General features: G+C 71.5%; 12 protein-coding genes. 6 read left to right on the top strand and 6 right to left on the bottom strand.

Going from position 1 to position 12,444, the window contains the following annotated elements; genetic code table 11:
• Window positions 1-5 precede the first annotated feature (5 nt).
• Together DSM104329_RS05035 and DSM104329_RS05030 are read left to right on the top strand one after the other, a co-directional pair.
• On the top strand, window positions 6-815 hold the full coding sequence (locus DSM104329_RS05035) for a DsbA family protein (RefSeq protein ID WP_259314301.1): 810 nt from the start codon (window positions 6-8) through the stop codon (window positions 813-815).
• Window positions 812-1,324, top strand: coding sequence for a vitamin K epoxide reductase family protein (locus tag DSM104329_RS05030; RefSeq protein ID WP_259314300.1), 513 nt, complete (start codon window positions 812-814; stop codon window positions 1,322-1,324). The genes DSM104329_RS05035 and DSM104329_RS05030 overlap by 4 nt, the downstream gene beginning before the upstream one ends.
• Here the strand turns inward: DSM104329_RS05030 and rsmI are convergent.
• Together rsmI and DSM104329_RS05020 are read right to left on the bottom strand one after the other, a co-directional pair.
• Window positions 1,219-2,022, bottom strand: coding sequence for a 16S rRNA (cytidine(1402)-2'-O)-methyltransferase (gene rsmI, locus DSM104329_RS05025; protein ID WP_259314299.1), 804 nt, complete (start codon window positions 2,020-2,022; stop codon window positions 1,219-1,221). The genes DSM104329_RS05030 and rsmI overlap by 106 nt on opposite strands.
• Window positions 2,019-2,990 (bottom strand): ROK family protein, encoded by a 972-nt coding sequence (locus tag DSM104329_RS05020; RefSeq protein WP_259314298.1) that lies wholly within the window; start codon window positions 2,988-2,990, stop codon window positions 2,019-2,021. The genes rsmI and DSM104329_RS05020 overlap by 4 nt, the downstream gene beginning before the upstream one ends.
• A 20-nt stretch (window positions 2,991-3,010) precedes the next feature.
• On the opposite strand from DSM104329_RS05020, the gene DSM104329_RS05015 reads away from it, so the two are divergent.
• Window positions 3,011-4,090, top strand: coding sequence for an LCP family protein (locus DSM104329_RS05015; protein WP_259314297.1), 1,080 nt, complete (start codon window positions 3,011-3,013; stop codon window positions 4,088-4,090).
• Here DSM104329_RS05015 and DSM104329_RS05010 read toward each other — a convergent pair.
• Window positions 4,087-4,410 carry an FmdB family zinc ribbon protein gene (locus DSM104329_RS05010; protein WP_259314296.1) on the bottom strand — a complete coding sequence of 108 codons (324 nt, stop codon included), beginning with the start codon at window positions 4,408-4,410 and terminating at the stop codon, window positions 4,087-4,089. The genes DSM104329_RS05015 and DSM104329_RS05010 overlap by 4 nt on opposite strands.
• Window positions 4,411-4,440: 30 nt before the next feature.
• Here DSM104329_RS05010 and DSM104329_RS05005 point away from each other — a divergent pair, with 30 nt between their 5' ends.
• Genes DSM104329_RS05005 through DSM104329_RS04995 form a run of 3 tightly spaced genes read left to right on the top strand, consistent with a single transcriptional unit; the run spans window position 4,441 to window position 8,058 of the window.
• Window positions 4,441-5,850 (top strand): glycine--tRNA ligase, encoded by a 1,410-nt coding sequence (locus tag DSM104329_RS05005; protein WP_259314295.1) that lies wholly within the window; start codon window positions 4,441-4,443, stop codon window positions 5,848-5,850.
• Window positions 5,851-5,887: 37 nt separating this feature from the next.
• Window positions 5,888-6,940, top strand: coding sequence for a class I SAM-dependent methyltransferase (locus DSM104329_RS05000; protein ID WP_259314294.1), 1,053 nt, complete (start codon window positions 5,888-5,890; stop codon window positions 6,938-6,940).
• A gap of 2 nt (window positions 6,941-6,942) precedes the next feature.
• Window positions 6,943-8,058 carry a GNAT family N-acetyltransferase gene (locus DSM104329_RS04995; RefSeq protein WP_259314293.1) on the top strand — a complete coding sequence of 372 codons (1,116 nt, stop codon included), beginning with the start codon at window positions 6,943-6,945 and terminating at the stop codon, window positions 8,056-8,058.
• 139 nt (window positions 8,059-8,197) lie between these two features.
• Here DSM104329_RS04995 and DSM104329_RS04990 read toward each other — a convergent pair whose 3' ends face one another.
• Genes DSM104329_RS04990 through DSM104329_RS04980 form a run of 3 tightly spaced genes read right to left on the bottom strand, consistent with a single transcriptional unit; the run spans window position 8,198 to window position 12,318 of the window.
• Entirely contained in the window at window positions 8,198-9,322 is a 1,125-nt protein-coding gene (locus DSM104329_RS04990; RefSeq protein WP_259314292.1) for a glycosyltransferase family 4 protein, read from the bottom strand.
• A gap of 10 nt (window positions 9,323-9,332) precedes the next feature.
• The gene (locus tag DSM104329_RS04985) at window positions 9,333-10,811 is read right to left on the bottom strand and encodes an O-antigen ligase family protein (protein WP_259314291.1); all 1,479 of its coding nucleotides are present in this window, start codon (window positions 10,809-10,811) and stop codon (window positions 9,333-9,335) included.
• Entirely contained in the window at window positions 10,786-12,318 is a 1,533-nt protein-coding gene (locus DSM104329_RS04980; RefSeq protein WP_259314290.1) for a polysaccharide biosynthesis tyrosine autokinase, read from the bottom strand. The genes DSM104329_RS04985 and DSM104329_RS04980 overlap by 26 nt, the downstream gene beginning before the upstream one ends.
• Window positions 12,319-12,444: the final 126 nt, after the last annotated feature.

Genomic DNA, 12,444 nt, shown 5'->3' with positions numbered 1-12,444 from the left:
ACCTCATGTCCCGCCCGTCCCGTGACCAACAGCGCGCGCAGGCCCGCGCCGAGCGCGAGGCGGCCGAACGGGCCGCGCAACAGCAGGCCCAGCGCAAGAAGCGGCTCGTGCAGCTGGGCGGGATCCTCGCCGCGGTCGCGGTCGTCGCGGTCGTCGTCATCGTCGCCATCGGCGGCGGCAGCAACGACTCGTCGTCGCCCACGAACGCCGGGACCGTCTCGACCACCGGGGACGCCGCGCTGAACGCCCAGGCCGAGATCAACGACCGCCTGTCCGGCATCCCGCAGAGCGGCGTGACCCTGGGCCGCAAGGACGCGCCGATCACGATCATCGAGTTCGGCGACCTCCAGTGCCCGGCCTGCGCCATCGCCAGCCAGCAGGTGCTGCCCAGCGTCATCGACGACTACGTCCGGCCCGGCAAGGCGAAGCTCGAGCTGCGCGACATCCACTTCCTCGGTCCGGACTCCGAGCGGCTCGCCCGCTTCGGCGCCGCGGCGAGCGAGCAGGGCAAGCTGTGGAACGTCGCCGAGCTCGTCTGGGCCAACCAGGGCCAGGAGAACAGCGGCTACGCCACCGACGCCTACCTGCGCGCGATCGGCAACGGCGTGCCCGGTCTCGACGTCCAGGCCGCCCTGGCCACCCGCACGAGCGGAACGGTCCGGCAGCAGCTCGCCGAGGCCAAGACGCTCGCGCGCATCAACGGCGTCAACTCGACCCCGACGTTCCTCGTCGGCACGGGCGACGGCCCCCTCAAGACGGTCGGCGCGGACGCCCTCGTCTCCGAGCTCCAGCAGCTCAGCGCGGGCCAGTCGTGATCCGGCGCGCCGAGACCGGCCCGCGCACGATCGTCATGGCCGTGCTCGCGCTGGCCGGTCTCGGCATCTCCGCCTACCTGACCTCGGTCCACTACGCCGATGCCGCGCCGGTCTGCGCCGTCGGCCACGGATGCCAGACGGTGCAGGACTCGAAGTACGCCGAGATGGCGGGCATCCCGGTCGCGCTCATCGGGCTCGCCGGCTACGTGGCGATCCTCGCGTCGCTGCTCGTCCGCGGCGACAACGCCCGGCTGCTGCGCGTCGCCCTCACCGGCTTCGGCTTCGCGTTCAGCGTCTACCTGACCTACCTCGAGCTCTTCCGGATCGAGGCCATCTGCCAGTGGTGCGTCGGCAGCGCGGTGGTCATGACCGGGCTCTTCGCCCTCGCGGTGTTCGACTTCCTTCAGCCGCGCAGCGAGCGGTACAGCTCGTTGGCCGAGACCCCGGTGAGCTCGGACACGACGGCCGCCGCCGGACGCACGCGCGCGCCCGCCTCGACCAGCCGCTGAAGCGCGTCGAGCGCCGCCGCCCGGTCGGCCGAGCCCTCCGGCGCCCCGCCGACGACCAGCACGATCTCGCCCCGCACGTCGCCGTCCGCATAGCGCGCCGCGAGCTCGGACGCCGTGCCGCGCACGACCTCCTCGTGCACCTTCGTCAGCTCCCGGCACACCGCCACGGGCCGCTGCGGATCGGCCTGCGCGAGCGACGCGAGCGTGCTCGCCAGCCGCTTGGGCGACTCGAACGCGACGAGGGTCTCCTCGGCCGACCAGAGCGCCGTGCGCTCGCCCGCCTTGCGGGGGACGAAGCCGGCGAAGCGCCAGTGGTCGGCGGGCAGCGCGCTGGCGACGAGCGCGGCGAGCGCCGCGCTGGGCCCCGGCAGCACCTCGACCGCGAGCCCGGCGGTGACGCACGCCTCGACGAGCACGTATCCCGGGTCGCTGACGAGCGGCATGCCGGCATCGGAGACGAGCGCCACGACCGCACCATCGCGCATCCGGGCCACGAGCTCGCTCGCCCGCTGGCGCTCGTTGTGCTCGTGGTAGGAGACGAGCGAGGCCGAGACGCCGTAGCGGTCGAGCAGCACGCGCGTGCGCCGCGTGTCCTCGCAGGCGACGACGTCGGCGTCGCGCAGCGCGGCCAGCACGCGCAGGGTCACGTCCTCGAGGTTGCCGATCGGCGTCGGGCAGACGACGAGCCGCCCGCTCACGCAGCGGCCCGCGCGTCGACGCCGTCGCGGGCGAGCAGCGCCGCCCCGAGCATCCCGGATTCCTCGCCGAAGCGGGCGGGGACGACCCGCACGTGGTCGCGCGCCGGCGGCAGCCCGCGCGTGAGCAGCTCGTCCCGCGCCGGCTCGAGCAGCAGCTCGCCCGCGGCGACGACGCCGCCGCCGATCACGACGACGTCCGGGTTGAACACGTTGACCAGGCTCGACAGCCCGACGCCGAGGCGACGTCCGATCAGCGCGAGTACGTCGCGCGCCGCCTCGTCGCCGTCGTGGGCGAGCTCGGTCACGAGCGGTCCTGTGATGCCGCGGCCCGACGCGAGCGCGCGGCCGAGCTCCGACCGCGGCCGCTCGCCGGCCATGGCGGTCGCCTCGCGCACGAGCGCCGACCCCGACGCCATCACCTCCAGGCAGCCGCGGTTCGGGCAGTTGCCCTGGCAGGGCGGACCGTCCTGGTCGACGACGATGTGGCCGAGCTCCCCGGCGGCGCCCTGCGAGCCGCGGTAGACGCGGCCGTCGACGAGGATGCCGCCGCCGATCCCGGTGCCGAGCGTGAGCATGAGCGCGTGGTCGACGCCCCGGGCGGCGCCCGCGCGGTGCTCGACGAGCATCGCGAGGTTCGCATCGTTGTCCATGAACACGGGGAGGTCGAGGCGCTCGGCGAGCAGGTCGGCGACGGGAACGCCCGCGAGCGGCAGGTGGGTCGCGTAGACCGAGACGCCCCGGCGGCGGTCGATCGTCGACGGGATGCCGAGGCCGACGCCCTCCGCGGCGCCCCCGACCGCCTCGATGGCCTCGCGGACCGCGCCCTCGATGATCGACAGCACCTCGCGCGTCACGTTGCCCCGCGACGAGCGCAGCGCGCGATGATGCACGCGTAACTCGCCGTCGACCGCGCCGGCAAGCAGCTTCGTGCCGCCCAGATCGACGCCGATCACGCACCGTTTAGGCACCTTCGCCACCATACAGCGCCATGTCGGACGCCCCGGGGGGCCTCCCGGACGCGCCCCCGCAATACACGAAGTACCGCGCACGCCCTCGGCTGCTGCCACTGCGCGGCGGCGACGAGATCGCGGACCTACGCCGCACCGACGGGCGTCCGCCGCGCACCCGCGGGCGGAGATGGACGTGGAAGCGGGTGCTCAAGTGGGTGGCGATCGCGGTCGGCGCATGGATCGCGCTCTCGGTCGTGCTGTTCTTCCTCAGCGCGCAGATCCAGTCGGGCAACGTCTCCGGCGAGACGAAGAAGGCGCTCGACGACAGTGGCTATCCGCTGAGCTCCGCGAACAACATCCTGGTGCTCGGCTCCGATCAGCGTCAGGAGGGCACGAAGGAGCCCGGTGCGTCCACATCAGGGCCGAGCCGCGCGGACAGCATCATGCTGCTGCGCATCGGCGGCGGCCACAACTCGCGGCTGTCCATCGCCCGGGACACCCTCGTTGACATCCCGGGCCACGGCGTCGACAAGATCAACGCCGCATACGCGTACGGTGGCGCGCCGCTGGCGATCCAGACGGTCAGGAACTACCTCGGCGTCGAGGTCAACCACGTCATCGAGGTGAAGTTCGAGCACTTCCCCACCCTCATCAACTCGCTCGGCGGCGTGACGTACAAGGGCGGGTGCGTGCGGTCGAAGATCAACGGCGGCAAGGCCAACGGCGGCTACACGCTGCGGCTGAAGAAGGGCTCGACGCACATCGACGGCGACCAGGCCCTGGCGCTGGCCCGGACCCGGAAGAACCTGTGCCGGCCGAACCAGACCGACCTCGACCGGGCCAAGCGCCAGCAGCAGCTCATCAGCGCCATGAAGTCGAAGCTGGCGACGCCGTGGGGGCTGTTGGGCGTTCCCAACGGCTCGTTCTACCGCCTGCCGTTCATCGCGTGGAACACCCCGCGGACGTTCCGGTCGGACATGGGCGGCGCGACGCTCGGCGGCGTCTTCGCGGCGATGGCGATCGGCGGTGGGACGCACACGGAGGTGCTGGGCAGCCTCGACGGCAGCGTGCCGGAGACCCTGAAGGCCGCCGCCGTGCGGCGTTTCCTGAAGAACTAGTCCGACGAGGACGACGACGAAGACGACGACGAGGAGGACGAGGAGCTCGAGGACGACGTCGTGTCGGCCTTCTTCTCCTTCGCCTTGGCGTCGGTCTTCTCCGTGCCCTTCTCCGCGGACTCCTTCGTCTCGCGCTGGCGCTTGCGGGTCCCGTAGTCGGTGTTGTAGAAGCCCGACCCCTTGAAGTGCACGGCGGGAGCGTGCAGCACGCGCTCGACGGGCTGTCCCGTCTCGGGGTCCTCGGTCAGCGGGTCGGCGGTGATGGACTCCAGGATCTCGAACGTGGTGCCGTCCTGGCGGCGGTACTCGTAGATGGGCATCGGGCGCAGGATTGTAGAGTCCGCCGCCGCGTGCCCTCGGACGTCGTCACCATGGACAAGGTCGTTGCGCTCACCAAGCGCCGCGGCTTCATCTTCCCCAGCTCGGAGATCTACGGCGGGATCGGCTCGACCTACGACTTCGCGCACTATGGCGTGCTGCTGAAGACGAACGTCAAGAACGAGTGGTGGCGCTCGATGCTCCAGGAGCGCGACGACATGGTCGCGCTGGACTCCGCGATCCTCCAGCACCCGCGCACCTGGGAGGCCTCCGGCCACCTCGCCGGCTTCACCGACCCGCTCGTCGACTGCCGGGCGTGCAAGATGCGCTTCCGCGCCGATCATCTCGACCAGCTCGCCTGCGGTCGCAAGCCGTCCAAGCACCCGGGCGAGACCCCGGAGTGCGACCTGACCGAGGCGCGCGAGTTCAACCTCATGTTCGAGACGACCATGGGGCCGGTGAAGGACGCCGGCGCGACCGTCTACCTGCGCCCGGAGACCGCCCAGGGCATCTTCCTGAACTTCAAGAACGTCCTGCAGACCGCGCGCAAGAAGCCGCCGTTCGGCATCGCGCAGGTCGGCAAGTCGTTTCGCAACGAGATCACGCCCGGCAACTTCATCTTCCGCACGCGCGAGTTCGAGCAGATGGAGATGGAGTTCTTCGTGCCGCCCGATCAGGCGCAGCAGTGGTACGAGTACTGGCAGAAGCACCGCTACGACTGGTACGTCGAGCTCGGACTGCGGCCCGACCACCTGCGCCTGCGCCCCCACGAGGCCGACGAGCTCAGCCACTACTCGTCGGGCACCGCGGACATCGAGTACCTGTTCCCGATCGGCTGGTCGGAGCTCGAGGGCATCGCGAACCGCGGCCAGTTCGACCTGACCCAGCACGCGACGCACTCCGGCGAGAAGCTCGAGTACTTCGACCAGGGCAGCGGCGAGCGGTACGTGCCCGCGGTGATCGAGCCCGCCGCCGGCGCGGACCGTGCGACCCTCGCCTTCCTCGTCGACGCCTACGACGAGGAGGATGTTCCCACCGAGCGAGGCGGCTCTCCCGATTCGGAAGGTTCCGCCGGTGGGGCCCGCGGCGACACGCGCACCGTGCTCAAGCTGCATCCGCGGCTGGCCCCGGTCAAGGTCGCGGTCCTGCCGCTCGTGCGCAAGGACGGCCAGCCGGAGGTCGCCCAGGAGATCGTCGACGGACTGCGCCGGCGCATGCAGGTCGAGTACGACGAGGGCGGCTCCATCGGCAAGCGCTACCGCCGCCAGGACGAGATCGGCACGCCGTACTGCGTCACGGTCGACCACCAGACGCTCGAGGACCGCACCGTCACGGTCCGCGACCGCGACTCCCTCGCGCAGGACCGCGTGGCGATCGACGAGCTGCCGGAGCGGCTGGCCGCGCGCCTCCAGGCGCCCTGGACGTCGCCGAAGCTCGCCTGAGCGTCAGACCCGCGGCCGGTCCGGCGTAAGGACCCGCGTGAACCCGGAAGACGGTCCCCTGCCGGCCGATCTCGGCCCGCTGCGCACCCAGGACACGCTCGAGCCGCTCGTGGCCCGCAACGGACACGTCACGACGCTGTCGGGATCCCGCACGTACCCCGTGCGGGACGGCCTCATCTTCATGGGCTACGCCGCGGACTCCGAGGCGATGATCCAGGAGACGATGGAGGAGGAGCGCGTCTGGCAGGGGACGACGGAGCGCCTGGCCATCGACGAGGAGTTCCTGCGCCGCAGCGCGCCGGTCGCGGTCGACATGGTCAACCTCCTCCGCGACCTGACGGGGCGTCGGGCCGGGCTGAAGGCCCTCGAGCTCGGGTCCGGAGCGGGTTGGGTGAGCTGGTTGATGGCCCGCGCCGGGTTCGACACCTACCTCTGCGACTTCGAAGCCAACTCCCTGTACTCCGGATGGATCTACGAGCACGACGGGCTGGGGCCGGGCCGCCGGATCGTCGCGGACGCCCGCTATGCGCCGTTCGCCGACGCGTTCTTCGACGTCGTGATGCTCAAGGAGTTCACCCATCACGTCGAGGACAAGGCCACTCTCCTGCGCGAGGTCAACCGTGTCCTCAAGCCAGGCGGCCTCGTGATGCTGATGGACCCGATGCAGAGCTTGCGCCGCGCGGTGTACACGCTGCGCCATCCCGACCCCCACAAGGGCCACCACATCGCCTGGCCGGACCGGTATCTGCTCGAGCTGCGGCGCAGCGGATTCCGCCGCCGGTGGTTCTCGGTCGCGTACTGGACCTGGAGCCTCCCTCGCCGGCGCGTCGTCCGCGCGCTCCAGGATCGGGCCGCTCGCCCCGTGGCCGGCCTGCGCAACTCCCGCAGCCTGTTCACCGAGCTGCACATCCGGCTGATGGGTGGCGGAAGCGTGCTGTACGTCGGGGAGAAGGTCCGTGACGTCTCCGCCGGGCCGCGACCCGCGTTTCACCCGATCGATCCCGCGCTGCTCCGGCTCGCCGTGAGCGATCGCGCCCAATGGTCGGGCTGCCGCCAGATCGTCGAAGAGGCGTCACGGCGCCTGATCTAGGGATGGAGGTCGACGTCCTCGGCCGGGGGGAGCTCCCCGCGGTGCTCGCCGACTGGCAGCGGCTCTCCTCGCTCGACGACCGGGCGACGCCGTTCACGTCGCCTGGCTGGGCCCAGGCGTGGCTCGACGAGTGGGAGCCGACCGTAGACGCCTGGATCGTGTGCGTGCGCGATCGCGGCGAGGTCGTGGGGATCGCACCCTTCGCGATGTCCCGGCGTGGGCCGATGCGCGTGCTGCGGACGATCGGCCAGGAGCCGGGGGACTACTGGGACATCGTCGCCGAGCCGGCGCTGCGCGAGCGCGTCGCTGCGGCGGTGGGCTCGACGCTGGACAAGCGTCGCAACGAGTGGGACGTGGCGCTGATCCGTTGCCTCCCGACCGGCTCGTCCACGCTGCGGGTCTTCGCCGACGGCGGACTGCGGATCGTGTCGCGCAAGCCGGTGCGGAGCCCCGGCTTCGTCCTTCCGGCGACGTTCGACGCCTATCTCGGGTCGCTTCCCGGCAAGAGACGGTCCGACATCCGTCGTCACCTGCGCTGGCTCGACGACGGCAAGGTGCAGTTGCGCGACGTGCGCGCGCCTGCGGAGGTGCCTGCGGCCATCCAGAGGTGGCAGGACGTCCGCAGCCGGCAGTGGCGCGAGCGCGGCCGGGTGATCGCGCAATCGCACGAGACGGAGCGGTTCCGCCGCTTCATGACCGCGTCCGCGCAGCGCCTCATCCCGCCGGGCCATGTCCGCATCTGGGAGTTCTGGGCCGGCGGACGGATGCTCGGAAGCTACGTGAACTACGTCGACGAGCGCTCGTTCTACTCGTACCTCGGCGGCTTCGAGCCTGACGTGGCGCACCTCGCCATCGGGAAGATCGCGACCGTCGCGAGCATCCGGAGCAGCATCGAGGAGGGACGGAACTACTTCGACTTCGCGCGAGGGACCGAGGAGTACAAGTACTGGTACGGCGCGACCGATCGGCTCCTCGGCGCAGCGGTGGTGGGGCATCGCGGCCCATGCTCGCGCGTCGCGATCGACGTCGCGCGCGGCGTCAAGGCGTACCGCGCCCTGCGCGATCGGCGCTCCGCCGGCCGGACGGCCGGATCCCCGAGCGGTGCGACGGCCAGATAGATACATTACGAGACGGTCCACGTCCCCGGTAAGTGGGATTCGGCGTTCGTCATCGGCGGCGGGCCGGTCTAGTACTCGGGCTCGCTGCTACGAATGAACCCGCATCAAGCCTCTGGCCCGAGCGCCCGGGCGCCCGCGGCTATGCGGACGTGATGCCCCGCGAACGGTGTCGCGGCCTCAGGTGCCGCTCGTAGGCCTCCAGCGTGAGTTCCGCAACCCGCGGCCAGGCCAGTGAGGTGCGGGCGGCCTCGGCCGCCTCCCGGCTCATGCGGCCGGCCAGCTCCGGGCTGTGCACGACCTTACCGATGGCGTGCGCGAGCGCCGCGGGATCCTCGGGCGGCACGACCAGCGCCCCACCCGCGCGCGCCATGTCGGGCAGGCCGCCGACCGCGGTGGCCACGACGCCTCGGCCGAAGCGGCGGGCTAGCGCTGCGACGCCGCTCTGGCTGGCCTCGCGGTACGGGAGAATGACGCAGGTGGCGGCGCCGAACAGCCCCCGCACCTCGTCATCGGGCACGTACTCGTTGCGCACGGTTACACGCGCGTCAGCCAGTGCCGGATGCGGCGCGATCCGGCCTTTGCCGGCAACGGTCAGGCGCGTCTCGGGCGCCCGGCGCCAGATCAACGGCATCGCGTCAAGCAGCGTGTCCAGCCCCTTGTACGCCGACATGCGCCCGAAGAGCAATAGCGATGGCAGTTCCGGGAGCGGCAGCATCTCCGGCGCGCCGGATCCGTGCGGCACGACCACCACCGCGCCGCCCGGGGCATGCCGCGCCATCAGCTGCTCGCGCAGCGGCTCGGCATGCACGAAGACGAGGCCCGCGTGGCGGACGAGCGCGTGGAAGAGGCGGCGCTTGCGGACGCCCATGCCAGGATCGCCCGGGTGCACGTCGACGTCGTGCACCGTGATCGCGTAACGCCGACGGCGGGCGGCGGCAGCCGCGAACAGCCGGGGATCGTTGACCACGCTGTCCTGGACGTGGATCACGTCCGGCGCGAGCCGACGGGCGGCACGGCGTGCCCGTCCCACGTCCACCACGGCGCGGGGGTCGCGCACTCGGCCGCCGATGCGCATCTGCGGCACATCGGGCCCGAGCTCGTTGAAGATGAAGTCGCGCATCCCCGCCGGCTCGGCGCCGAACTCCCCGGTGTGGCTGCGGGTCATCAGCGAGATCTCCGCGCCTTGGTCGACCAGCCCCGTGGCGAGGCCGACGGTGTAGCGGACTTGCCAGTCGCAGACCAGCAGGACGGTCGTCGGTCGCATAGTTCTTCGCTCAGGCGCGGCGCGCGAGGTCGCGTGAGGCCACGATCGCGCCAGCGACGACGCCGATCGCCAGACAGAACTCCTCCACCCCGAGGTAGGGCATTACGAAGGCGCTCAGGCAGATCATCGCGATCCCGGCTCCGAGCGCGGTCTGCGACACCGTTCTGCCCGGTCCCCACGCCTTCGCCAGCACGACGCCCAGGAACGCGGCGAAGGCGACCAGCGCCGGAACGCCTCCGACGAGCAGCAGCCACAACCACTGGTTGTGCAGGAAGCGCTGCGTGGTGTTCACCCAGATGCCGTTGCCCTCCTCGTGGTTGAAGCGGACGCCGTAGTCGGCCCCCGCGCCGACGCCGAACACCGGGTTCGCCTTCACCGTGCGCCACGCCTGGGCCGTCTCGTTGGCGCGGTCACGCAGGGAGCTCTCCTCGCCGATCTGGCGCGGCGTCACCACCGTGGCCGCGCGCTCCACGATCGGGTCGAGCCGTTGCGTGTTGCCCGAGTTCACCACCGCGGTGAACAGCAGCACCACCCCGGTCAGGCCGATGGCGAGTCCGACCAGCAGCCGGTGGCGAAGCCGCACGCCGCCGAGTATGAGCACGAGCCCGAGCCCGACGAGGACGCCGACCCACATGTTGCGGTTGAACGAGAGGACGATGTTCAGCGCCGAGGCCGTCACCAGCGCCCACATGAGCATGCGAAACCGGCCGCGCCAGGTCAGCGCCGCCACGATGGACCACCAGAACAGGATGTAGCTGAAGGCAAGACCGGGCTGCCGGATGCGCTTGAGCCCGCCGAGCCCGGCCTGGGTGGCCTGCGTGTAGATCTGCTGGCCGCCCGACCCCTGGAAGACGTCGGTGAGCGACCCGGTGAACTGCATCACGAGTGCCAGCACGCCGGTGATCGCCCCGCACACGAGACCCGCGATCAGCAGCCGGCGCAGCGACCGCGCATCGGGAAACAGGCGCAGGACGATCCAGAAGATCCCGTAGAACGCGAACGGGCGAGCCCAGTTGAACGCGTCGTCGACCGCCACGCGGCCGTCCTGGACGCCGAGCCATGCGCAGAACGTGGCGATGGCGAGGAAGGCGGCGAGCGCCAGGCCGGCGGCGCCGCCCCACGTCTGGCGCTTCGGGGCGACCACCGCCACGACCCCGAGCGCTAGGAGGACGATCTCCTCGAGGTGCAGCTGCACCGGCCCGACCGACCACGTGAAGTAGGCGCTGTGGAAGAGGCTGCCCGCGATGACCAACAGCGCGATGGCGACGGCGAGCGGGAACCGGAAGGCCAGGGCCATGCCGGCGACGGCCGCCACCAGCGCCAGCAGCCGGACCGACTGCGGGCCGGTGAGACCGCGGGCCACCACCACCTCGACGAGCACCACGCCCACCGCGATCGCGGCGATCGCCAGCGGCCGCCGGAGCGCCGCCGGACCGAGGCGCAGGCGCCGGACCCGACCCGCGTCAGGTGCGGTAGTAGTCGTAGCCACGCCGCTTGGGGAGCTCGGAGCAGTTGGCGACGACGCCGAGCACGTGCGCGCGCAGCAGCGACAGCTGCTTGAGCAACTCGCGGATGGTGTCTCGGCTGGTGTGGTGCAGCCGGCCGACGACGATCACCCCGGCGGTGTCGGGGAGAAGCGCCAGTGCGTCGCTGACCGCCGTCAGCGCCGGCGTGTCGTAGACGACGATGTCGCAACGCCGCTCGAGCTCCATCATCAGGTCGTGCATCCGCCCGCTCTCGAGCAGCTCGGACGGGTTCGGCGGAGTCGGGCCGCTCGGCAGGACGATCAGCTCGCGTTGCGGGCCGTCGCCGTCGCCCAGCGGGACGGCCAGGAGCGCGTCGTCGAGGTCGCCGCCGGCCAGCACCGTCGTGACTCCATCGGCGTGCTCGTCGCCCGCCCCCACGGCGGCCGCCGGGGACATGCCGGCGCCGCGCGACCGCCCCTCCCCGGTGTGCTTGTGGAGGTCGGCCTCCACGAGGATGACGCGGTCGCCGCGCTGCGCCAGCGTGGTGGCCAGGCACGCCGCGACGGTCGACTTGCCGTCCTCGGCCTCCGGGCTGACCACGAGCAGCGAGCGCAGGTTGCCGCCGATGTTGAAGTAGCGCAGGCTTGCCCGCAGGGCCCGGAACGCCTCCGCCTCCGCCCCGGAGCGCAGCACCTCCGCCGAGCCGCTGCGACGCAGCCGCCGGTCGAGGCCACGAGCCCGCGGGATGCGGGCCAGGATCGGCAGCCCGGAGATGCGCTCGAGCTCGTCGACGCTCGAGATGTCACGGTCCAGGCGCTCGCGGAGTGCGGCGAGCGAGACCCCCACGACGCCGCCGAGAAGCAGCGCGAGGATCACGTTGCGCACGACCTTCGGCGAGGAGGGCGAGCTCGGCAGCTGCGCCGGCTGCGACATCTCCGCCGTCGGGCTCTGGTTGTCGCCGTTGAGCGTGCTGGAGATCCGCAGCGCGTCGAGCTGGCGCTGCAGGCGGGCGGCCCGGTCTCCGGTGCGCTGGGACGCGGGCAGCGACCGGAAGTACGCGTCGTAGGCGTCGAGCCTGCGCCGGACATCGGCGGCGTTCGAGGCGTCCTGCAGGTCGATGAACGACGTGGCGTAGGCGTTGGCGACCTTCTGGGCCGCCTCGGGGGGCGCCGTCGTGGCGTTGACGTTGATGAGGTTCGTGTCGGTCGAGGCGCTCACGCTCACGGCGGCCTCGACCTTGGCCTGCGTCCATCCGTCGCCGAGACGCTGCGCGGTCCGCGCCGCGACGACCGGCAGCCCGACGAGCTTGGCCTGCGTCGCGGCCTGCCGCGTAAGATCGACGGAGCCGGAGTTCTGCCGGGCCGGCTGAACCAGCAGCGTGGACGTCGCGGTCCACTGTTTCTCCTGTGTCAGCGAGAACAGAAGCGCGGCGAGCGGGATCACGATCATCGCCTGCAACACGATCAACCAGCGCTTGCGCAGAAGGCGCAGCAGCTTCTCGACCAAGCTGTCGTCGTCGTTCGGATCCATGGGCTGTGGAGACGCGAGCCGTAGGCGATCCTCGTCGAGGATCGAATCGCTCGAAGTGCCTTTGGGTGCGCGGGTGCGCTGTGGGCTGATCACGTGCTGGCCCCTGACCGTTCTGCTGGTGTCCCG

Source organism: Capillimicrobium parvum, from assembly GCF_021172045.1.
GTDB classification, from domain to species: Bacteria; Actinomycetota; Thermoleophilia; order Solirubrobacterales; family Solirubrobacteraceae; genus Capillimicrobium; species Capillimicrobium parvum.
Note: the sequence above shows the minus strand (reverse complement) of the source record. Positions and strands in the feature narration are given on the sequence as shown.

Excerpts from the sequence above, each read along its gene's own strand:
- DSM104329_RS05035 (WP_259314301.1), top strand. The coding sequence starts at position 6 with ATGTCCCGCCCGTCCCGTGACCAACAGCGCGCGCAGGCCCGCGCCGAG.
- DSM104329_RS05015 (WP_259314297.1), top strand. The coding sequence starts at position 3,011 with ATGTCGGACGCCCCGGGGGGCCTCCCGGACGCGCCCCCGCAATACACG.
- DSM104329_RS05010 (WP_259314296.1), bottom strand. The coding sequence starts at position 4,410 with ATGCCCATCTACGAGTACCGCCGCCAGGACGGCACCACGTTCGAGATC.
- DSM104329_RS04995 (WP_259314293.1), top strand. The coding sequence starts at position 6,943 with ATGGAGGTCGACGTCCTCGGCCGGGGGGAGCTCCCCGCGGTGCTCGCC.
- DSM104329_RS04990 (WP_259314292.1), bottom strand. The coding sequence starts at position 9,322 with ATGCGACCGACGACCGTCCTGCTGGTCTGCGACTGGCAAGTCCGCTAC.
- DSM104329_RS04980 (WP_259314290.1), bottom strand. The coding sequence starts at position 12,318 with ATGGATCCGAACGACGACGACAGCTTGGTCGAGAAGCTGCTGCGCCTT.